Below are 22,351 nucleotides of genomic sequence, written 5' to 3'. Positions count from 1 at the left end.
TTTTTATCGAAGATACTCATGACACAATCACACGAATTTATGAATGCTCGAGTAATCTAAAAGGTCACGTTTCCCCTGATGGTCTCAAAGTCTCAAAAATTCAGACGTTTTTATAAAACCGCTTGGAATTTTGAGACAGAAATTAGGAATAAAAGAGACGCAGTAAATTACTCCACCGAGAGCACCTTTCGAATCTTGTTCTTAATGTTGATGCTGACCTTTCCGGTAATCTCGACTTCCTTCCCGTCTTCGAGGACCGCATAAACCCTGGCATCCCTCTCAAAAGGCCTGAAAACCTTCAATATGACCGGCTTTTTCTTTCCGAGGTTTGCGACGATATAAATCCAGTACTTATCAACGTTTTTGGAGTCCGTCGCGAATTCATACTCCGCGGGCGTGACCTCTGCAGTAAGCAGGAGTGGCTTGTGGCCCTTAACCTCAATGTACCTCTCTCCATTCGGCTCAACGACCTTGATGTCATAATGTTCCTTCAATGAGACGTCTTTGACTTCCCAGCCTCCACCGGGGCCATATTTCTTTTCCAACCTTTTCCGCTCAAGCTCCATGACGATCTCCATTGCCTTCCGTTCGCTCTTCAGGATATCCTCCAGGGGCACGAAGTTCCTCTCGGTGATGCGCCTGTATTCATCGGTGGGCGGTTCCACGTCTTTCTCCGAGAGCCCATAAACGTCGAGAATACCACTTGGAACGTACTTTAGTATGTTGAACCTCTCCTCGCTGATGCCCTCGATCCTCAACACTTCAGTTGTTTCAATTTTCGTGTTCTTGAAGAGGCGCCCCTTCTTCAGTTTGCCCTTTGAAAATACCAGCTCGTAATTTCTGTACTTTGTCCTGGGCCTATAAAACCCATCCCTTGCGAGCGTCCTGAGCTGGGAAGATATTAAATTCTCTTCCATGGTGGGTTCGGGCCGGCCAATAACAACGAAATCCTGCGAGAACACCTCAATAAGGCGCTTCAACAGGTCAACGCCATAAAGGAACTCAAGCTTTCCACCGTTCCTCCTCACGAGGACGGGATAACGATGGAACTCCCGACCATCTTCCTCATCAACCAACCTTACAAAATAAAGGTATTCAACACCATCCCTGCCCTTAACACCAATCTTCATTGGCATTAGGCTTGAGGGGCCTTCCTTAACGACATCATGGAGAATCGGGGAAATTTCGGGAATGTTCCTCTTGCCAAGAACCTCAGTGAGATAAGTCCTCAGCACTTCTGAGACCGCCTCCCTGTCAAAGTCTCTCGGAGTGAGTATATGCTCAAGCTCCTCCTGAACCTGCTTTGCCGTATCAGAGGGAACCATTTTCTCAATGTTCTGTCGGAGACTCTTTAGAGTGTGTATTATGGCCCCCGCGTAACCTGTAAGTTCCCTCCTTATTGACGCAATCACAAGGTCGTACTCGGAAGGCTGTTCTCCCTTGGCACCCTCTTCGGAGGCTTCTTCCTTCCACAGTACCTCGAAATCCCCAGAGAACATTTGTTTTCCGAAAACAGGTTTGCCAAGGCGCGGACCACTCCCAATGGCTTCAGTTATGTTCATAATCTTTTGGTAAAGGTTCTCCAGAACGTAGAGGTCTGTCTCTGCCGCCAGGAACAGGGTGTAAGCGGTTGTCTCCCTTGGCTGACTGAGCCTCCATATCCTCCCGACCCTCTGTTCAAGCTTTATCGGACTCCAGGGAGCCTCGTAATTTATGACAACGCTGGCAATCTGAAGGTTCAAACCCTCGGAGGCAACGTCAGTTGATATCAAGAGCTTCCCATGCCGCTCAAATCGGGCCATCTGTTCTTCCACTTCTCTGCTCGACATTCCCCCGTAAAGGAGGGAAATCTCACGGCCTTCCAATCTAACGCCGTACTCGTCGGCCAGAATCTTGGGAAGCTTTCGCTTTATGTATTCCAGCGTGTCCTTGAACTCCGTGAAGATTATCACCTTCTCCCCTTGCTTGATGTGATACGCGGCAATCTCCGCCACCATTTGGAGCTTACTGTCCCTCTCTTTGATTTGCTTTGCTAATTCAAGAAGTTCCCTGAATGATTCGACCTGTTTTCTGTCGAGCAGGGGAGAATACTCCTCGATTATCTTCTCAACGGCATCGTCAAGCTCGTTGAAGTCCTCCAGCTCAATCTCATCATAACCGAGGCCAAAGAGACTTTTAATGTATTTGCTAACCTTTTCTGCCTTCCCGCTCCCTTCAGAGTTTGTACTCTCAGCAATCTTACTGATTGTCTTTACTGCCGCCTCATAACTCGATGAAGCCCTCTTCCTGACAAGAACCGCGAGAAGGGCCTCCGGAGAGTCCTCCCTGGCACCTTTTATCATCTCGAAGAGCGCTTTATCGAGCTTATCGAAAAAGGCCCTTTCAGCGTCGCTTATCTCAACGACAACTGCCCCAAAATAACACTTCTTGAAGACCTCCCTACCCTCAAGCTCGTTGACGACCTTTTTGGTCCTTCTCATGACGAGCGTATCCTGAGTTTTACTGTAAAAACTGGGCTTGTCAAGTTTCTGGTACTGATCGGTAAGGGTCGGGTCAAGGAGGGCAATCCTTGCGAGATAATCCTTGGGATTGCCCCTGTGGGGCGTCGCTGAAAGGAAAATCAGGTTGAGGTCCTCTCCGCCCTTCTCAACAAGGGCCCTAAGGAACTCGTACCTCTGGGTGCCGAGGGTAACGTTGTGAACCTCATCAACGATTATCAAGTCCCACTTAATATCGAGGAACCTCTCGCGATGGGGGGACCTCTTGGCAAGATCAATTGAGACGACAGTATAACCGTACGTGTTTCTCAGCTTGCTCTCGACCTCGTGACCGTTCTCGATTACGGTTGGGAAGCCTCCAACCCTTCTTATCTCCTGCTTCCAATGCTCGCGGAGAATCTTCGGCACGAGGACAAGAATTCTCCTGGCCTCGCCCCTCAGCTGGAGATACCTCGCAATTGCAAGCGCCTGGACGGTCTTTCCAAGCCCGATCTCATCGGCGATCAGTATTCTCACCGGCCGGGTGATCATAGCATGGTAAAGGGGCTGGAACTGATGCTTGAATGGGGTTATTGGTCTCCTGGCCGGAGCAGTCAAAGCGGTGTAAAACAGTGCAGGACTGTGGAGGAGGACATCCCTCAAGACGGCCCCCCCAACATCCTCCATCAAATCCACTCCACCTCCAAGAAGCGTCTTGCGAGGTAATCAAGCTTCCTCCGGTTCTTGTACTTCCAGTAAGTATTTTTAAACTTCGAAGACCAAAAACGGAGCTGTATCGGCTCCATCGAGAGCACGTATTCCTCAAGCGGCCCCCATTCCGCCGGCGTCTTAAGAACACTCATAACGACGCCGTAAACCATCAGGCGGAGATAAGCGTAATCATCGTTTGTCCTCAGGATTATCCTCTTGTTCCCGCTGTACTCCAGCCTTTCTCTTTTTGACGGAGGCAGGGTCAGCCACTTGAGGAGATTCTCTTCCGCTTCGACCTTAAATCCCAGCTTCTTGCCAAAATTGAGAAATTCGGGTAGGTATACCCTCGCCCTCGCCTCAACTTTTCCCGGGACCTTTTTCTGCTCTCCAGTGCCCATAACGTTGAAAACCGGTACGAACTCGGCAAGCTTTTGCTCCCGCGTTACCGGGAGGAAGGCCTTCTTGATGTACCTGAGATTAACCTGGTACTCGACGCTGCCCTCCACCTCAATCCTCCTCCTTCCTGAGCCTGAACCGAACCTTTCCATTGAGGGGCCTGAGCTTTTCGAAGAGGAGGTCATCAATCATTACTTCCTCTAAGAGGCTGAGGTCTGCTTTAAGGACTGCCTTTCCTTCGAAGAGCTCTTTCATCTCCCTGAGGAGATAAGCCAGCACTTCCCTGTCCACGCCCTCAAAGCGGCCCTCCCACAGCGGCCTGTCAATCCTCAGGCTTCCGCTTACGATGCCCTTAACGTTCTCGGGGATGAGGCCAAGCGTATCAACGTCCTCAATGTCGAGGATTGAAGTCAGGAACATGCCCTTGTGCTCCTCTTTGAGGGTGTCAGTTTCAACGATTTCCGTGCCGAGGTCAGGAATTAAACTCACGTCCCTGTAATGCGTTCTCTTGGGGCTCCGCCCTTCAATCGTTGCGATTGTCCTCGTCTCTGGCATGATTATTGTCCAAGTAACCTCAACAGGTTTTCCGTCTTCAAGCTTAACCTCGTAAGAGTCGAGCTCTCCATGGTTCACCGAGAGCTCCACCGTGAAAGAGTCTCTTCCGAGGGGCACGACCCTTACCTCGAGCTGAACCGGCTTCCCTGGCTTTTCCTTCACCTGAGGCATCTCAACCTCAATCTCAAACTCACCCTCCGTTATTGGGGTCTCCTCCCTCTTCTCAACAATGTGCCCCCAAAGAACCATGTCGAGATACTCGTCCTTTACCCTGCAGTCTTCTTCGCCGGTTACAAGACTCCTCAGCGGGATCCCAATGTCCGATGACGGCGAATAAACCTCATACCAGGTCTTCACCCGGAAATCCCTGTCCCCTCTGGGCACGATTAAATCCTTTTCCTTCTTCAGCAGATTGCAGACCTGTTTGTGGAGGGCGACTTCCCTCGGCAGGATTAGATCCATTGGCTTAACGGCACTGGGTGGATTACCCTCCTCTTCAGAGCTTGGAACCTCATTGTAAACCTTCTTGAAGAACACTTCCCCATCACGTTCAAGGCCAATTCTCAAGTCGAGAACGGCGTTCTTTATGGCCTCACTAATGCGGCTGTCCTCAATCATCGGCAGGCGGGTGTTCATCCTTATTATGGCAATGAGCTCCGAGACCCTGTAACCTTCGGGCCTCAGAACTTCCACACCGACGTCCCTGAGAAGCTCCACGAGCCAGTCAAAGTCGAACTCATCCACGATTTTGCCCTTGCTGAGAAGGGCGGAGTACACGTTCTCAACGACCGACTTTGAGCTGGACGGGGCCTTGGTGACGCGGACCCCGTCATCCTCCGGATAGGCCACCTGCCTGAAGGAGTTCACAATCTGGGCCTCAAGGTCTTCGAGGGCCTTGCTCCTGATGTCCTTCACCATGTTCATCTGTATCTTGACGACTTCCTCGCCGAACTTGCCGTATTTGACCTCGATGTCCCTGGTGACCTCATCGCACGCCATTATCCTCGCCGTCGTCTCAAGGAGAGGCTTAAAGCTCCCCTCGACCGGATAACAGACGACGACCGTGTTCCTGTACGTCCTCGTACCGGTTCCATAAGCGTAAATCAGCTTCCTCAGGGTTCTCTCATCAACGTCGTCCCTCACGAGCACCTGGAGCTTGTAATCAGGAGTGTCGTGGAATTCCTGCGGGTCCTTCGCCACGATGATGTACTGCTCCTTAAAGAACGTCACGTGGTCCTCAATCTTCGCCCCCTTTCCTCTCGTTGAGGTGAGGCTCTTTCTCTCCCTGACCATCCTGTTCACGTACTCGACGAGCCTGTTCCACACCTCACCGGGCCTCATTTCGAGGAGCTCCTTGGCCTTGCTGTCCACCATCTGGGCCACGTTGGCAACGCGCCAGAACCAAAGGACATTATCCTTCTTGTTGAGATAAACAAAGCGGACGCTCGCGGTTATCTCCTCAACCGTATCCCCAATGTCCGTTGGGAGCCACCTGTTGGCGTCAAACTCGTTCGGCTCGTAAACGCCCCTCGCGATTGAATCGGCCGTTGGGAAACCGGGCAGGGGAACGGGCGAGTCGAAGGGATACGTTTTGAGGAAAACGTACTTGAGAATTATCTCCGCGAGTCCCGGGTTGGTGAAGTCCTTGAACTTGTCCCCCTCAAGGTCGGTATCGACGATGGTAGCGTAGTCCATGAAGGTCTCGCTCTTGCCGAACAGCATGCCCCTTATCTTCTCGTTCCTGAGGTTGATGTGGTGGGGCATTACCATCGAAGGAGCAAAGCCAGTCTCAAGGTAATTTTTGACAAGCTCCCTCACAACGATTCTCGTGATCCTGAGCATGTCTCTCGTTCTCTGTAAGCCGGTCCTCTCGATTATCGTTCTGAGGACGTCCACGTACTCCGGGTGGAACGGGTAACTCCTCCGGAGCTCGTCCTCAAGGTTGTGCGCATGACCGAAGACGTCGGTGTTGCTGAGCTCCGAGCGCATTCTGGTCAGGGTCTTAACCCTCTCTTCGTCGTTAATTCCCTTGAAAATCCTCTTTTTGAGAACCTCAACGAGCTCGTTGCCCGCTCCAGAAGTCCTCAGCGGGGAGTAAAGCTCGGAACCGCCGACCCTGCTGACGGCGCCCCAGATGGCCATGACGACCTCCCTGTTGTACTCCTTCTCGACCTCGAACATGCCCTCCTTCTTCTCCATCGGGAGCGTCATGACCATCGCGCTTCCGGAGCCGAGCAGGGCCGTGGAAAGCCTGTCAAAGAAGTTGTCCACGTTTTTGGCATAGCGCCTGTCGTCCTCACTTCCGGAATTGTAAAGGTTGTCGAAGTAATCCACGATCTCATCAACGAGGAGAATAACCCTCTCTCCCCTGAAGAGCTCCCTCAGGGTGTCAATCTCCGGAACCGTGGCATTCTCGTCGTCTCTCTCGACGATGTAATACCTCCCGAGGGCGTGGGCGATGTAACCCCAGACGGTTCTCACCCTGTACGGCCCGACCTCAAGGGGCTTGCTCGGCTGGCCGAGCCTGCCCTTGCCGTAAACTGGGACGATTTTAACACCGCCAAGGGCCTTTATCCTCTCCGCCAGACCTCTGATTTTCTCCCTCTTCTCAGGGTCGTGGCCGGCCAGAACCTCAGGGTCAAGCATCGCATCCGGCTCTTTGAAGGCATGGTAAAGGGTGAGGAGCGTGTGGGTCTTACCACCGCCGAAGAGGGAGTAAATGAGGAATATGTTGTGCCTCTCGCCACCTTCGAGGGTCTTGACGAGCTTGCCGATGATTTCGAGCATCGAGTCCGTGAAGTAAGTCCTCCTGAAGAACTCCCTTGAGTCGGTGTATATCTCAGGGGCGTTTCCGCTCACAACGTCCCCAAGCTCCGGGGCCACCTGCTTGTCGAGGGCCTCATCCATCACGTCGTCCCAGACCTCAAAGGAACCGAGCCTCATAATATTCCACCCCCAATACTCCTGAGGAGCCTCCTCATGAGGAGAACCTCAAAGTGGCCGTCCTTTTCGAGTTCCTTCTCAATATCACGCTCATCGGCCTTTATCCTGCCACCCAGCGGGGCCAGGAGCTGGCCGTAAACGGCGGTGTAATACTCGCTCACGAGCCTCGCAATCGCGAGGGCCTCCTCAACCTCTGCGCTCCACTTCCTCCTGAGCCTTTCGCTGGCCTCCTCAAGGCGGGATTTTCCAAGTAATGCATGGTACTCAAGGAGCTGGAGGACGTCAATCGCGTTCCTCGGCTCTGGCTCAAGCGGGTTGATGCCCTTCTCGTAAAGGAACTTCTGGAGCTCCTTGGCATCGAGGGCCTTCTTTCCGAGGAGGTCAACGCTGTAGAGTGTGAACTCCTTCTTGCTGGCCGAGCCCTTCTCCTTTAACACTCCCGCCTTTATGAGACCGCTGGAATCGGTGAAGGTCGCGAGGTTTAGGAGGATTATGTCGTTGGGCTTGAGGGTCTTGTTGCCGAAAAGCACCTTGTAAGCGGTGTAAAAGACCGCCTCGTTCGAGGTTATCGTCTGCCCCTCCTCAATTTCCGCGATGGCCTCGATGATGCCCCTTATCGTTGCAGGGTAAACGTAATCGTTGAGGAGTTCCTTCGTCGGGAGCGGGCCCCTGGGCGAGAGGACTTCAGAGTACTTCGTCACCTCTTCAAGCACAGCAGCCATAACGCCGTAGAGCAGGTCGAGGCCGGCGTAACCGTACCTGATGAACTCCCTGGCGGAGTCCTTAGCTTTTCTCTCCATCTCACTCCTGAGGACGGAGATTTGAACCTGCTTCCTCTCTCCATCGGTTTTTCTCCAGACCGCCACAATCGAGGTGTCGAGGCTGAGCTTGCCCCTGCTCACGATGCTCGTCGTTGATTCCGTGCCGATTGGAATCGCCCTCGTTATCTGGAGCTTCGCCCTCTTCCAGCCGGCCTCGATGAGGTTCGCCCAGCTCTCCGGGTCGGTGTGGGCGTAGTAGGTAACGATGATTCCGTCGTCCTTGAGGTGCTCCCTCATCGCAACGAATGCTTGGCTAAAGAGGTTTTCGAAGTGCTGGACGGCTTTCTCCTTCTTGTTCTCGTCGTCCATGAAGCGGCCGGGGTTGGTTGAGACTTCTTTTTTAGCGAACTCCTCCCACTGCGTCTTTATCTCAACCCACTTGGGGCCGATTTTCTTGAAGAACGCGCTCCTGTGGAATCTTGGGACGAGCTTCCTCCCGTCGGAGTCGCTCAAAGCGCGCTTGAGCCAGACGTAGTAAAAATCGCTCAGCTCGGTGTACGGGACATCGTCGGCATAAGGCGGGTCGGTTACAATCACGTCGAACTTCTCGCCGAGGTTGAGAGAGGTCGCATCGCCCTGGAGAACTTTTACAGAATTCGTCTTCGTGAAGTCAGTGAGGGTCTTCTGGGAAGAGGAAGCGAGGGCGGTGGTGAGATACTTAAGAGATCTTGAAATTGTGTGCTCGATTCCTTGTCTCCATGAGCCGGTCCACCTCGCATACGGAGGTACCTCGAAATAATTCCAAGTCATAGCAATACCTCTCATTGACAATGTATGGCCCATAATTAAAGATGGATTCCATACTGTAACCACAGAGCTGTAGTTTGCATACTTCAACATCGCCATACTCAAGTACGTCGCCACCACCTCCGCGTACTCGAAGGCCCTCTCCTCGTCCCAGCCTTCCTTGAGCTTCTCCTCCTCGACCTTCTTTCCCACCTCGCGGATGAGCCTCACAATCTTAACCAGCGTGAGGAGCTGGCGGGGGTTGAAAAGGTGGAACCATCTATGGAAACCATAGGCAATGACCCAGATATTTCTTGAGTCATAAAGGGGTATCTGTTCAGTCGGCACGTCTGGATCATTTCCCTCGAGCATCTCCTTGACCTTCTCCTTCGCCCTCCAGAGCCTCTCGTTGTCCTCTCTGCTGGCGGGCTCGAAGACTAAGTCCCCGTCCTTGACTTTCACCTTCACGAGGAGCCTCTGCCTTGCAAACCTCTCATTGCCCTCGTGGTACTTCCTCAGGGCGAACTTCACGTAGAACTCGTTGTTGCCTTTCCTCCTCTCGGTGTAGTGCCTACCCTCCTCATCGGCGTACTTAATCACGTTGCCGCACGCCAAACAGGTGAGCTGACTCTTCCTTGCCTCGATGTTAGCGTGGGGAACCTTGAATATCACCCTCTCGCCCTCGACCCTGAAGTCCTTCTCCTTCAGCTTTCCTTCCCTGACGGCTTTCTGGGCCCTCTCAACGAACTCCTCGCCTTCAAAGACAATCTCCTCAGCCTTCGTGTCCACCTTGGCCTTCGAGACGTCGCCGAAGACCTCGTTGAGGTCAACCACCCTTATCTCGACTTCCTCATCGTTCCTTTCGGGCACCATGTAGGCCAGCCTATTGTAGCCGCTAGAATCCTTGACTCTTGCGAGCCAGTAGTTGCCAATCGCCGGAGTCCACCTGCCACAGTGGGGGCATTTCACCTCCCAGGTGCCGATGTAAACGGCAACGTCATCATCGTAAAGCTCCCTGATTTCGGGGTCGTTTTTGAGTTGCTCGGTAATCCAGTTGCCCCATCTCTCGACGTCCTTCACGAGGGGCTTTCCGAACTTCTTCGGATACTCAAGAACGGCCTTGAGGAAGACGTAAGTTGTGGGCAACAGCTCGACGGCCGTAACGTCCAATCCAAGGCGAAGCCCTTCGAGCGGTATTGAGCCAAAGCCTGCGAAGGGGTCGAGGAGCCTCTTGTCCCTGAAGTACTTCTCCCATTCGGCCGGAATCTTGGGGTTGAGGTGGTGGGGAGTCTTTTCATTTAAGCCTATGAGAGTTTTAAAGCGGTTCTCGTCAATCTCCTCCGGCAGGAGTGCACCGGCGATAACGGCCCTCGCTCCGATGAGGGGCTTTCTTGTCCAGTAAAAGACCATCTCCCAGTACGGCGGCCTTGCCGGGCCCTTCTCTTTGAGGCTCTTTTCATTGACCTCCCAGATTGGAAACCGGGGGCTTTCGATGAATCTCCTCTCCATGTTGTTCACACCCTTGATGTTTAACACGGCATGCGATAAATACCTTTTGATGATGGGCGATACATCGGATAACGCCCCCAGATGTGGTCACAGACGAAACCGTTATTAGGGGATTCACACTAAGGAAGAGTGGAGACAGCAACGTTAACGAGAATCTCTCGCCCGTTCCCCGCCACGACCCCGGAATGGGGTATGAAGGGGCGGTGGAGCAGGCGGTTTCTGTCGCTTTTAATGTTTTTTGTTCTTCTGCCCACGTATGGGACCAATACCACGATTTTTCAAGTGGAGGTAATTATCGGCGATCATTATTAAGATGCGTCTTCTTCTCTCGATTTTTAGCTCTCTCATGATTTCATCTTCTTCTAAGGTGTCTTTCCTCCGCTTTGCTTCTCTGAATCTTTTCTTGAGCTCTCGAATGCGCTTTCTTATCTCACCCTCCTTAACAAGTGATATTTGAGTGCCCCCGAACCTGTCCTTTACGGCCGTCCACAGGCCGTCGTCCACGATGAGTTCGAGTCCCCACTTGGAGAGATATTCAAGGTCCTCCCAGAAGTAATGGTCGACCTTGAGGTAATTCCTGATCTCAATGGGATACTTGTCCCGGACTTTTTCCAGAAGGGGTTTAAAGTATTCCTTCAGGTATCTATCCCTGTCGTCCTCCATCTCTTTTATGTGTTTGATTTCAGAGAACTCGTCCGTGACTTTATCGAGGTATTGGTGCGACACACTTACTATCGCAACGGCTGAAACTTCTTTGTCAATGGCGATTATGAGGTCCCCTGTCCCACTGTGGCAAACCCCAACTCATCTCCTCCCGCGTCTTTTTAGCGTTACGACTAATTTGGACAGTAAATCTAATAAGGATCAAGAGTGAAGTACCTTCGGTGAAAAACGATGACAACGAGTGAAGATGCCATCGGTGCAACCTTTCCAGTTCCGAAACCGCTTTTGGGAAGGATACTCGACGAGGGAAAGACCGTCTTCGTCAAGCCCTCGACGCTTAGGCTCAAACCGGGCATGAAGCTGGTCTTTTACGCTTCCCACGAGGATCAGGGCTGGCATGGCGAGGCGGAGGTCGAGAGCGTCGAGCACTTCACGAACGTTGAGGAGATTATTAAAAAATACAGGGAAGAGCTCTTCCTCACCCCCGAGGAGCTCAGGAAATACGAGCGCGACAGGGCAAAGTGGCACTCAAGGGGAAGAAGGCCAAGGCCGTGGATGGTAGTGAAGCTGAAGAATATACGGAAGTACCCGAAAATCGTCAAGCCGAAGAGGTTCATCGCGGTCTCTGGAAGATACATCAAAGAGGGCGAGTACAGGGAGATCTTGAAGAGGACAGGAATCTGAAGCATGCTTACGGTCTTGTGACACTGATGCATTGCTTCAGTAACTTTCAAAAAATTTAAATCAGAGATTGAGCGATTGTCTTAATGTGCCGTTGGTGCGGGTGGAGGGATGTCCCAGGAGTTTCACGACGAGAATGATCTCAAAACCATCGAATACCTCATCTTGCTTATCCTGGGGAAGGCTGGTGGCGAGATTAGCGTTCTCCACCTGCAGAAGATATTCTTTTTCCTCTGGAAGTTCCACCCGGAGGTAAGACGGCTTGTGGAGTTCGTGCCCCATCTGAAAGGGCCGTTCTCTGATGATCTGGACGATGCGATAAAAAATCCCCTTTACGTTGTGGACTGCTGGGAATACCGTCCCCCGAGAAACAAGTCAAAAGCTGAGAAGGCCAAAGGTGGATACCTCGTAATTACAGATAAGGGTAAAAGGGTTTATGGAAAGCTTATTGAAGGGTTGAAAAGAAAGCCTAGGAAGACAAGGATGCTCTCGCCATTCTCTCCGCCGTTGAGCTTATAGTTCCGCTTTACACTAAGCTTTCGTGGGACGAACTCCTTTTCCTGCTTTATACTGACGAGACCAACAAGGAGTATTCGATTAAATCTGAGTTATCTCGCGATGTCTTGAAAAATGCCGAGAGTATCGTTAATCGCCTTGTCAGGAAGGGCATAATAACCGAAGACATGAAGGCGGCCCTCCTCCAAAGAGCAAAGAGTGCAAGGTGGATAATATGAGTCGAAGGGAGTCTGTGGTGGGAGACAGCTCGTTTTACATTGCGTTTTTAGCTGAGAATGAAATCAACGACGGAATGTTCTTAGCAAATCTCCTAAAGGAAATATAACTTCATCATGGGGCGGGTGGTTTATGATGCTGCTTGAGCAGACTCCGAACTTCCTTTGTTATAAACGTTACCCTTGGCTGGCCCGTCTTGGCGACGCTTGGGGGCACCCTGATAAGTCTCTTGTCCAAGTCGATATATGAAAGTGGCAACTTAGTGAGCTCATACACTCTAAGACCGCTCGTCGCCATTATTAAGAGGCCCAGGGCGAGTTTGTTGGCGATTCTTCGTGAGACTTCTTCCCTTTTCGCGAATTGAACCCTGTGTATTATCTTTAGGAGGGTTTGAACGTCCTGCACGGTGATGGCCGTCATGTCCACTCCAACGTATCTCGGGCTCTTGAGGTTGTGCTCAAGCGGAATGTTGGCGATTCTAAAGAGCTTTTTGAGATACGTGATGTGCTTACGGTACATCGAGGGCGAATACTGCTTCTGAAGCTCCTGGAGGTGTGAAATCAGATTTTCAACCGTGAACGACCATTAATCACCGTGTTGGGCTGTTTTGTCCAGGAATTTATGGACCACACGGTTCACGAACTTTAGATGGTATCCTGCAACGTTGTTGGCCTTTAGTTCGAGTAAAAGAATGTCAAGGTGTCTTTTTGTTATTATGTACTGGTTGTCGTCCGCTCGTTATGTACAAATGTTGGCATGGCGACGTTTTGTTCTCCAAATTTTTCTGTCATTTCCGACCTTCTTTTGACGAATAAAGCTCTCTCAGGCTGTGGATCCCCTAGCCCGGGTTCAAATCCCGGCCCCGGCCCCAGAAAAGAACTATTCTGAAGATAAATATTTAGAAGGGCTTCTTCAAGCAATTGAGGCATGTTAATGCCGTTATTCTTCGCAAACTCCACCAAATCAGCCCGAATTCTCAACGTTATTTTCTCTTTTGAAAGCCTCGCCCTTCACGGTGTGGAGGAAATCAGAAGGGAGAAAACTATAAGTAGAATTCAAATTAGCGGCTTTCATTGTGGTGCTCACCATGGATGAGCCAAAGATAACTATCTTTGCATGCTCGGATGACAAATTTGAGGAAAAGAGGATTAAAAGAGTTGAAGACGCCCTTAGATACAAAGACTACAGGGTAGTTTGGGTGAATATAGACGGTATTGGCTATCTCCAAGAACTCAAAGAGACCTTTGGGTTTCATGAGGTGGCCATTAAGTCAATTCTCAGAGCAAAGACCCGGGCAAGAGTTTCCATTTTAAAAGACCACATTTTTGTCCTTCTTCATCAAGTCTACGAGCTAAAAGGGGGCCTGAAAAAAGAAAGGACTGCGGTTTTTCTGAAAGACAACTTTATCATAACAATGCAGGAACGGCCGGGAGACGTGTTCAACACAATCAGGGAAAGCATACGACACGGAGAAGGAATTTTCAGGGAAAAAGGTGCGGATTATCTGCTCTTTGCACTCCTCGATGCTATAGTTGAGAACTACGTCCCAATTCTAGAGAACATCAGCTCGCAAATGGAAGTTATAGAGACCAAAGTTCTAAAGGATGGAAATAAAGAAGTGCTCCGAAAAATACATGGAATAAGGAGAAGAATCCTGTTCGTTAGGAGAACGATATTCCCGCTTTTGGAGGTTTTTAGGAGGTTGAGACTGGAAGGAAAAGAACTCTTCAGTGAAGAGACACAAGGGTACTTAGAGGAGCTCTACAACCATGTGATGGAGGTTCTTGATATAATAGAAAACCAGAGAGAAATGGCCAACGGACTAGTATATACGGAATGAACTCTAACACCCATGTTTCTCCCTACAACATGCCCGAACTCAACTGGTATTATGGCTATCCGGCCACACTTCTGGCTATGCTCATAATAGCTCTCGGAATGCTTTATTACTTCAAAAAGAAAGGATGGTTATAAACCAAGGGCAAGCTTCACGGCTTTCTCAGCCAGTATATCCATGGGATCTACAAGGGGGACGCTTAGATCTTCCGGCTTTAGAGCCACACTTACTTCCGTACAGCCGGCTATTATAGCTTCAACTTCATTTTCAAGTTTTTTTGCGACCTCGAGAAGCAGTTTCCTTCCGGGTTCTATATCCCCGGCCTTTACTCCTTCATAGATAGCTTTCATAACCTTTTCCTGATCCTCCCCCGAGGGAACGAGCGCTTCAATTCCTCTCTTTTCGAGGGCTTTTTGATAGATCCCGCTCACTATTGTTCCGGTTGTTGCAAGGATGCCGACTCTTTTCACGCCCAGTGCCTCTACGTGGGATGCGGTCTCCTCTATCATGTTTATCAGCGGTATTTTGATGGCCTTTTGAATCTCGTCCGCAAAGTAATGAGCGGTATTGCAGGGCATGATTATAAAATCTGCCCCCCATTTCTCAAGTTTTTTTGCGCTGTCAATGAGTTCTGGAAGTGGATTTTCGCCTTTTCCGAGAATGTAGGCAGTTCTGTCTGGAATCTTGGGGTTGTTGTAGATAATTATTCTCGGATGCTCCTGATCTTTCTTTGCGGGAGTTTTCAGTACTATTCTCTTAAAGAGATCCACAGTGGCAAGAGGGCCCATGCCGCCTAAAATCCCTATGACCTTCTCCATGTCAATCACTTTACGTACTTGATCTTCCCTTCTTTAAGCTCAATGTAGCGGGCCATTATAAAGAGCAGATCGCTCAGGCGGTTGAGATATCTCAGAACGTCCTTGGCAGTTCCATATTCCAAAACCACTTTTGAAACTCTCCTTTCGGCCCTTCTCGCAATTGTTCTGCAGACGTCAAGCTTCGCGCTAGCTATTGTTGAGCCCGGAACAACGAATCCTTCGAGCTTTACTTCCCTCTCAAACTTCTCAATGAGTTCCTCCAAATACCTTATTTCCTCTTCTCCAACTTTTTTGTACTCTCCTTTGCTTGCAATTTCAGCCATGAGCGAATAGAGCTCAATCTGGATCTTCTCGAGGATTTCCTTAAATTCTTCATCGAGATAGTGCTTTGCCTCCCCTAAAAAGGAGCTCAGCTCATCGATGGTACCGTTGGCCTCTATTATCGGAGAGAACTTAGCTATTCTCTCTCCAGTGAAAATTCCCGTTGTTCCTTTATCTCCAGTTTTTGTTGTTATCGACATGGCATCACCGCTTAATATTAGCGTTCATCACAATTAAATCTTGTTGCGGGATATTATATTATTGTTCATCGAAGAAAACTTAATAATACTTAGATGCCCTCTTCTATTGGGTGACGCTATGCAAAGGAGAGCCTTGTTTTTGATAGCAATTTTGCTGTTAAGTTTAGCCCCAACAATACCACTAAACTTCGTAAGCGCTGCCCCTTATGTCCCAATACACGACATTCAATATACCACCGACCCAAGTGGGGATTCACCTTACAAAGGACAGACTGTGATTACAAGGGGAGTGGTCACGGCTGTCCAGGGAAGCAAAGGGTTCTTCATACAGAACGGTACTGGCCCTTGGAGCGGTGTCTACGTGTATCTCCGTAATTATCCAATGCCCAATGATCTAACTATTGGAAGTTACGTAGAAGTCAAGGGTAATGTAACGGAGTACCACGGACTCACTGAGCTTTCTATAGACAAAGATAAAGGTAATTACGTGACTGTTCTAGGGACCGCTCCAGTTCCAGAACCCGTTGTGCTTCCAACGGGAAATGTCTCTCAGGAGCAATGGGAAGGGGTACTAATAAAAGTGGAGAAAGTGGAAGTCACGAATGAGAATCTGGGATACGGAGAATGGGAAGTTAATGACGGAAGCGGTCCCGTTAGGATAGATGACCTCATATATAAGTATACTCCCCAAAAAGGACAAAAATTTGAGTACATAATTGGGGTAGTTTACTATTCTTTTGGAAACTTCAAGATAGAGCCAAGAAGTGCAGATGATATAAAAGAGTATATCCCCTCAGTAAAAATAACTACCCTCACAGCACCAATGGTAGCTTATAAAGGCACTTCCATTTTAATCGAAATGGACATTAAAAACGAAGGAAACTTTGATGAGAACGTTACAGCTGTTCTTTCAATAGGGGGGACAATTGTAATCAATAAAACTCTGGAAATCAAAGCCGGAGAAACTGAAACAGTTCAATACGAATGGACACCTCAAAACCTCGGCAGTTATGAGATTAAGGCAGAGATTGTTGGCTATGATACAAAATACCTGTCAATAGAGGTTGTTGAGCATCCCAGAATTGTAATCAACTATCTTTTGAAGTTCTACGATTTTAGGTATACGAGAGGGCTGAGACCGATATTTGAAAAACAATATGCCCAGTATTCAGAAATCCTTACAGAGCTACGAGGTTATGGCGTAGATTTGGGGCCAATTGAAGACAGAATTAACGAAATAAACGAAAAGGTCAAACAGATAGAAGAACACTATTCAAAGTATCTTGAATTAAAGTCAATTTACTGGACTGAATACCCGCTAACGCCAGTGACCCATATCAGGAAAGCATACTTCCTTACAAGGGAAACCGAAGAAAAGATAAAAGAAATACTGCCAATATTGAATGCAACCCTCCAAGAAGTCAGGGAGCTAATTGCCCAACAGGCAAACCAAACCCTACCAACGGAAAATGAAACAACTCCGGGGCCAAGCAACATCACGCAGCCTTCAAACCAAACCATGAATCAAACCCAAATAACGGTCAAAATAGTCAGAGTTCTCATCGATTCAAGCCACGACCAATATTATAATGATCAAAAACTCAGCGGGCTGATAAACAGAATAAAAGAAGAGCTCGGATGGTTGGTCGATGTGAACCATCAAGAAGAACTTAACAGGGAGCTTCTCTCAAAGTATGACGTGCTTATTATAACAAATCCGAGAGAAGACATTACCGAAGAAGAAGCCCAGGCAATCAAAGAGTGGGTAAAAGAGGGTGGAGGATTGCTCATAACCGGGGACTGGTACAGATACGTTTATTACAAGAGCCTCAACAGGGTTACAGAGGAGTTTGGAATTAAATTCAATCCAGATGAGCTTATGGACGATGACCAAAATACAGGACGTCCGTACTTCCCATTAGTTGGTGAATTCAACTTTGATCACCCAGCTACAAAATTCCTTAATGAGACTTCACAGCTCTACTACAACGGAGATACCCTAGAGGTGAGCGGAAACGCTGTATGGGTTATTAGGGGATACCCAACTGCCTACGCGATAGATGGAAGTGAGAAGGTAGTAAAAGAAAAGGGCTCGAAGCCAGTTGTGGCAGCAGCTGTTGAAGTTGGAAAGGGAAGAATGGTAGCCTATGGATCAAGCAAAGCCCTAAGCGATGACTATTACGGAAGATACATAGCCAGCAACTGGCCCTTCTTGAAAGGAGTATTACTATGGCTAGCAGGCGAAATTTAACCCATCTCCCTTTTTTCTCATTTTTGTCATGAATTGATGAATGGTGGGAACATCATTTCTACATTTATCGAAACGAAACGATTTTATACTTCAAGAGAGCACTTTTATATGCATTAACCAGAGGTGATATGCATGCATGAGCTTGTTGAATTTGCCGTTGAAAAGGCCCAGGAGCTGGGTGCAGGTTATGCGGAAGCAAGGTTTGAGGAAAAGAACGGAACGGAGATAGTCATGAAAAACGGCAACCCGGAAGGGCTTGGAATATTGGCCGATAGGGGCATAGGCATCAGGGTTCTTGTGAACGGCGGGATGGGATTTGCTTCTACAAACGTCTTAACAAAGGAAAGCGTGGAAGAGGCTGTTAAAAGAGCTGTGAAGCTTGCGAAAGCTGCGGCAAAGCTAAGAAATAAGCCCATACAGTTCAGTGAGGAAGACTTCCACCAGGTTTTCTACGAAGTGAAGATGAAGAAGGACTTCCGAGACGTTAGTGCTGAAGAAAAGATGGAGTACCTCAAGCTCATCGAGGAAAGGGTAAAAGAGACTGGCGTAAACGTACCAATGCGCTTTTTGAGGTATGGCGACCTCATGTGGCACAAGGTTTTCATGAACAACGAGGGGGCACTCGTTGAGAGCCTTATCCCGAGGGTTTCCATAACATACAACCTTGTTGTCTTTGAGGAAGGACAGATGGAGCAGGCTCCCTTCGTTCAGAGGGCATTTTCAGGCGGGCTTGAGCTTATTGAGAAGGACAAGCCATGGGAGTGGGCTGTTAAGGATGTCAAAGCCCTCCAAAAGCTGATAAAAGAAGGACAAAAGCCGCCGGAGGGAAAAGTTGACGTTGTTATAAGCCCAGAAGTTGCTGGCATAGCAGTTCACGAGAGCGTTGGGCACCCCTATGAGCTTGACAGAATAATGGGAAGAGAAGCTGCTCAGGCTGGAGAGAGCTTTGTGAAGCCCGAAATGCTGGGAGAGAGAATTGGAAGCGAAGCTGTGACGGTTATAGAAGACCCCACGATTCCAAACAGCTGGGGTTTCTACCTATACGATGACGAAGGTGTCAAGGCGAGGCCAAGGTACCTAATTAGAGAAGGCATAATAAACGAGTTTCTCATGAACAGGGAATATGCTGCTTATCTTGGAATGAAATCAAACGCAGCAGCCAGAGCTATAAACTACGACCGCGAGCCAATAGTGAGAATGGCAAACACCTACCTTGCCCCGGGTGATTATTCCTTCGAGGAGCTTATTGAGGACGTCAAGCTCGGCGTCTACATGGTGAGCTTTAATGAGTGGAACATCGACGATAGAAGATTCCAGCAGAGGTATATAGGCAGAGAGGCTTATCTAATCGAGAATGGTGAAATAAAGCACCCTGTGAGGAGACCAATTCTTGAGATAACCACCAGAGGGCTGTGGAGCAGCGTCGATGCCGTTGGAAAGGAAGTGGAATTCTACCCTGGCACGTGTGGAAAAGGTGAACCCGGACAGGGAGTGCCAGTATGGATGGGGGGAGCACATGCGAGGCTTAGGGAAGTTATTTTGAGGAGGTGAAAGAGATGTTTGAGATTAACGAATTAATCCTAAAAAAGGCGAAAGAGCTCGGCTTTGGCGATGTCGTTGTATTGGCTTACGAGCAAAACAGAAGACAGGTGAGGTTTGCTAACAACGAAATAACGGTTGCAAAGAACTGGCACACGCAAAAGGTAAACCTTTTCGTTGAGTACCAGAAGAGATTGGCCTCCACAACTTTAACAGCTCTGGATGAGGGCACAATAGAAAAAACCCTCCAGATGCTGATGAAGAGCGTTAAAAACCTCGCTCCCAAGGAGGACTACTACGGAATAGCCGAGGGGCCTTTTGAGTACAAGGATATTCCAGAGACCTTTGATAGGGCAATAGTTGAGCTTGATGAGCCAGATGAATACGTTGAGAGGGCAATAAATGCTGCACTTGAAGAAGGGGCAAAAAGAACTGCAGGTGTCCTTTACACAGATCACAACAAGCTCTACCTAACTACAAGCAACGGTGTTGAAGCCTTTGACGAGGGAACGGGAATAGAGATAAGCATAAGGGCATTTATAGGCGATGAAGAGAGCGGGCATGGGACCAATTCGGTGAGGGTTCTTAAAAAGTTTGATCCAGAGAGTGCGGGGAGAAAAGCCGGAGAGATAGCAAAGATGGCCGTTAATCCGGTTCAAGGCGAAGCCGGGACTTTTGATGTAATATTCGATCCGCTGGCATTTGCCAACCTGATGAGCTACATGAGCTTCATGGCTTCAGCTTTTGCCGTAGAGGCCGGGTTCAGCTTTTTGGTGGGCAAACTCGGACAGAAGGTGGCAAATGAGAACGTAACAATTAAGGACGTTGGAAACATGCCAAACGCCTATGGCACAAGGAAATTTGACGATGAGGGTGTTCCTACAAGGGAAACCACAATCATCGAGAACGGAACTCTGAACACTTACCTCCTCAACACAAGCTTTGCAAGGAAATACAAGAGGGAAACCACCGCAAATGCTGGTCTATTGATGCCCGAAGCTTGGAACGTCTATGTAGAGCCGGGGGATTATTCAAAGGAGGAGCTCTTCAGCGAGGTGAAGAGGGGAATCTACATAACCAACGTGTGGTACACAAGGTTCCAAAACTATGTTACCGGGGATTTCTCAACAATTCCAAGGGATGGAGCGTTTTTAATTGAAAACGGCGAAATAGTAAAGCCCATAAGAAACATAAGGGTAAGCGATAACTTCCAGCACATACTGGAGAGCATTGCAGCATTAGGAAAAGACCTCTACCACATCCATTGGTGGGAAGTTAACACTCCAGTGTTCACTCCCTACGTTCTCGTAAAGAATGTGGGAATAACGAAGGCTACTAAGTGATCCTTCTCTGGCGAATTTCTTTTTAAATTATTTTTACCAGACCCAAGCTTGGTATGAGGGTCATCAAAATGCTTAAAAGCCCTCCAACTATCAGCGCGGGTATTGTTTTTCTTTTTTCCATCCCAAATATGTAAGCCGCTAAGCTTCCGGTCCATACGCCAGTTCCCGGAAGAGGTATGGCAACAAAGACTATAAGGCCTAAAAACCCCCACTTTTCCACATATGGGTGTGCTTTTCTTCGAACTCTCTCCACATATTTCAAATAGAGCTCCGCAAACTTCCCTAAAGGGGTATCTCCAAGTTTAAGCATAACCCAGTCTATCAGAGGTAAGATAAGGGGCAAAGTTAAGGAGAGGAGCAGCACCCCAAGCGATGCCATTATCAAAGTGCCGGGGAGAGAGTAACCCCTACCGATACCATAAACTATGGCATATCTTCCCTCAAATGTTGGAAGGAGTGAGAGTAAAAACACCTCAAGCAGACCGTTCACTTTTGACACCAAAAACGTAAATGGAGAGAAGTTAAAAAACTTATCTCAAGCCAGCCTTTTGGTTCTCCTTCTTCCACCTCATACCATACACCAGAGAATACTTGCCTTCAACAATCTTCTTCTCCCATTTTTCTACAAGCTCTTTTTCTCTTTCAAAAGCCCACTTTGTGAGTTCTGCAGGGCTTTCGTTCTCTTTAACTTCCCTCGCCCTTCTTATTATCTCCATCTGCAGCTCATCTCTCTCCTCTGAGAATCTTCCAATGTACTTTTGATGGTTGGTCTGGAACAGCCTGTGGAACTTTTCAATTCTCCACCAGTAGTTTTTGGGGTTATAGCGGTTCGTAGGTGTCTCTGACTCTGGAATCCCGCCTTCAAAAGATATCGGCTTGAAGATGCTCAAACATGGAAGCGAAGTCCCCGTAAACCAGTGTACATCCTTCCCAAGCTCTGATATTTGGGATGAGGCTGTTTGAGAGGGCCTCGTTAAACCACCGTAGTGCATGCAGATATCCCTCATGGAGCCTTTTTCTGGAGAATACGGCTCAAATCTGTGAGACCTCAGGATTTCCATCATGTACTCGAGAGTTATTTCGCCTTCTCTTTCTTTGAGTTTCCGATATGTGAAAGCCCTTCTCTCCCTTCCATGGGCAAAATGGGTGTAGAATCTATCGGAGAAATGCTTGGCAAAGCTGAAGTTTGATTTTCTGGCAAGGTTCTCAACGCTTTCTGAGGCTAAATCCCAATCATCGTCTATTGTGAGTGCATTTGAGATTGAGTATACGCCCTCAATTTTCTTTGCAGCCCAGTGTTTACCGGCAGTTTCTAAGACCCATGCCTCTTTTGGGTCTGCAATTATGAATGAGTTGCTGTAGAGCAGTTTGTGCTCGTAGCTACCATTTCCTCCCTGCCCATAGCTCTCGATTACCTCAACCATAAAGTGAAGAGCCTCTTTGGAGGTTTTCGTTCTTTCAAGGGCCAATCTTACTATGTCCATTCCCAAGATGCCTTTATCTGGAATCTTCTCCCTGGTGAAAACGGCAGTATTGCCTATAGCTAGACCAAATTCGTTAACTCCCATCTCAGCTCCCCAAACCCACCAAGGGCGGGAGAGAATTACCGCATAGGTCTCTTTAACCTGGGAAAATTCAACGTAGGTCAGTTTAACGGTCTCTTCCTCATGTTTTTGCCTTGGAATAACCTCCAGAATCTGAGCTTCATTTGGATCCCTGTCGCTGTTTTTCGCAAAAAGCATAACTTTTTCTTCAGTGGCTTTGGGAGTTGCAACGAGAATGTCACACATGTTGGGCACCTAAAAAAATTAGAGGTGGAGGTTTTTTA

At 48.7% G+C, this 22,351-nt stretch carries 16 protein-coding genes and 1 pseudogene; 6 read left to right on the top strand and 11 right to left on the bottom strand.

The window, feature by feature from the left end; all coding sequences use genetic code 11:
* Window positions 1-167: 167 nt before the first annotated feature.
* The 5 genes from ADU37_RS02450 to ADU37_RS02430 all read right to left on the bottom strand — a co-directional run bounded on the left by ADU37_RS02450 (window position 168) and on the right by ADU37_RS02430 (window position 10,864).
* The gene (locus ADU37_RS02450; protein ID WP_058946126.1) at window positions 168-3,164 is read right to left on the bottom strand and encodes a helicase-related protein; all 2,997 of its coding nucleotides are present in this window, start codon (window positions 3,162-3,164) and stop codon (window positions 168-170) included.
* Complete coding sequence (locus ADU37_RS02445) at window positions 3,164-3,694, bottom strand: hypothetical protein (RefSeq protein ID WP_144433171.1); 531 nt, start codon at window positions 3,692-3,694, stop codon at window positions 3,164-3,166. Before ADU37_RS02445 ends, ADU37_RS02450 begins: the two co-directional genes overlap by 1 nt.
* A gap of 1 nt (window position 3,695) precedes the next feature.
* Window positions 3,696-7,082 (bottom strand): ATP-binding protein, encoded by a 3,387-nt coding sequence (locus ADU37_RS02440; protein WP_058946124.1) that lies wholly within the window; start codon window positions 7,080-7,082, stop codon window positions 3,696-3,698.
* Complete coding sequence (locus tag ADU37_RS02435; protein ID WP_058946123.1) at window positions 7,079-10,138, bottom strand: DUF1156 domain-containing protein; 3,060 nt, start codon at window positions 10,136-10,138, stop codon at window positions 7,079-7,081. The genes ADU37_RS02440 and ADU37_RS02435 overlap by 4 nt, the downstream gene beginning before the upstream one ends.
* Before the next feature lie 228 nt (window positions 10,139-10,366).
* Complete coding sequence (locus tag ADU37_RS02430; protein WP_058946122.1) at window positions 10,367-10,864, bottom strand: hypothetical protein; 498 nt, start codon at window positions 10,862-10,864, stop codon at window positions 10,367-10,369.
* A gap of 168 nt (window positions 10,865-11,032) precedes the next feature.
* Here ADU37_RS02430 and ADU37_RS02425 point away from each other — a divergent pair, with 168 nt between their 5' ends.
* Window positions 11,033-11,485, top strand: a complete 453-nt coding sequence (locus ADU37_RS02425; RefSeq protein ID WP_058946121.1) for a DUF365 domain-containing protein — start codon at window positions 11,033-11,035, stop codon at window positions 11,483-11,485.
* A 108-nt stretch (window positions 11,486-11,593) separates the two neighbouring features.
* Complete coding sequence (locus ADU37_RS02420) at window positions 11,594-12,001, top strand: hypothetical protein (protein ID WP_058946120.1); 408 nt, start codon at window positions 11,594-11,596, stop codon at window positions 11,999-12,001.
* A gap of 327 nt (window positions 12,002-12,328) precedes the next feature.
* Here ADU37_RS02420 and ADU37_RS02415 read toward each other — a convergent pair whose 3' ends face one another.
* Both ADU37_RS02415 and ADU37_RS02410 read right to left on the bottom strand, forming a co-directional pair.
* On the bottom strand, window positions 12,329-12,733 hold the full coding sequence (locus tag ADU37_RS02415) for a tyrosine-type recombinase/integrase (RefSeq protein WP_058946119.1): 405 nt from the start codon (window positions 12,731-12,733) through the stop codon (window positions 12,329-12,331).
* A 194-nt stretch (window positions 12,734-12,927) separates the two neighbouring features.
* A complete protein-coding gene (locus ADU37_RS02410; protein ID WP_058946118.1) occupies window positions 12,928-13,173 on the bottom strand; it encodes a hypothetical protein in 246 nt (81 codons plus the stop codon).
* A gap of 128 nt (window positions 13,174-13,301) precedes the next feature.
* Between ADU37_RS02410 and ADU37_RS02405 the strand changes: the two are divergent.
* Window positions 13,302-14,188, top strand: a pseudogene (locus ADU37_RS02405) (magnesium and cobalt transport protein CorA).
* Here the strand turns inward: ADU37_RS02405 and ADU37_RS02400 are convergent.
* Together ADU37_RS02400 and ADU37_RS02395 are read right to left on the bottom strand one after the other, a co-directional pair.
* Entirely contained in the window at window positions 14,183-14,869 is a 687-nt protein-coding gene (locus tag ADU37_RS02400) for an aspartate/glutamate racemase family protein (RefSeq protein ID WP_058946117.1), read from the bottom strand. The pseudogene ADU37_RS02405 and the gene ADU37_RS02400 sit on opposite strands and share 6 nt — an antisense overlap.
* Window positions 14,870-14,874: 5 nt before the next feature.
* Entirely contained in the window at window positions 14,875-15,390 is a 516-nt protein-coding gene (locus tag ADU37_RS02395; RefSeq protein ID WP_058946116.1) for a cob(I)yrinic acid a,c-diamide adenosyltransferase, read from the bottom strand.
* Window positions 15,391-15,508: 118 nt separating this feature from the next.
* Between ADU37_RS02395 and ADU37_RS02390 the strand changes: the two genes are divergently transcribed.
* The 3 genes from ADU37_RS02390 to ADU37_RS02380 all read left to right on the top strand — a co-directional run bounded on the left by ADU37_RS02390 (window position 15,509) and on the right by ADU37_RS02380 (window position 20,523).
* A complete protein-coding gene (locus ADU37_RS02390; RefSeq protein WP_058946115.1) occupies window positions 15,509-17,641 on the top strand; it encodes a DUF4350 domain-containing protein in 2,133 nt (710 codons plus the stop codon).
* A gap of 132 nt (window positions 17,642-17,773) precedes the next feature.
* Window positions 17,774-19,192, top strand: coding sequence for a TldD/PmbA family protein (locus ADU37_RS02385; protein ID WP_058946114.1), 1,419 nt, complete (start codon window positions 17,774-17,776; stop codon window positions 19,190-19,192).
* A gap of 5 nt (window positions 19,193-19,197) precedes the next feature.
* Window positions 19,198-20,523 carry a TldD/PmbA family protein gene (locus tag ADU37_RS02380; RefSeq protein WP_058946113.1) on the top strand — a complete coding sequence of 442 codons (1,326 nt, stop codon included), beginning with the start codon at window positions 19,198-19,200 and terminating at the stop codon, window positions 20,521-20,523.
* A 22-nt stretch (window positions 20,524-20,545) separates the two neighbouring features.
* Here the strand turns inward: ADU37_RS02380 and ADU37_RS02375 are convergent, their stop codons facing one another.
* Window positions 20,546-21,013 carry a COG2426 family protein gene (locus ADU37_RS02375; protein WP_058946112.1) on the bottom strand — a complete coding sequence of 156 codons (468 nt, stop codon included), beginning with the start codon at window positions 21,011-21,013 and terminating at the stop codon, window positions 20,546-20,548.
* A gap of 40 nt (window positions 21,014-21,053) precedes the next feature.
* Entirely contained in the window at window positions 21,054-22,313 is a 1,260-nt protein-coding gene (locus tag ADU37_RS02370; protein ID WP_058946111.1) for a C69 family dipeptidase, read from the bottom strand.
* Between the last annotated feature and the right edge of the window lie 38 nt (window positions 22,314-22,351).

Origin of the sequence: Thermococcus sp. 2319x1, assembly GCF_001484685.1 — an archaeon.
GTDB lineage: Archaea > Methanobacteriota_B > Thermococci > Thermococcales > Thermococcaceae > Thermococcus_A.
Note: the sequence above shows the minus strand (reverse complement) of the source record. Positions and strands in the feature narration are given on the sequence as shown.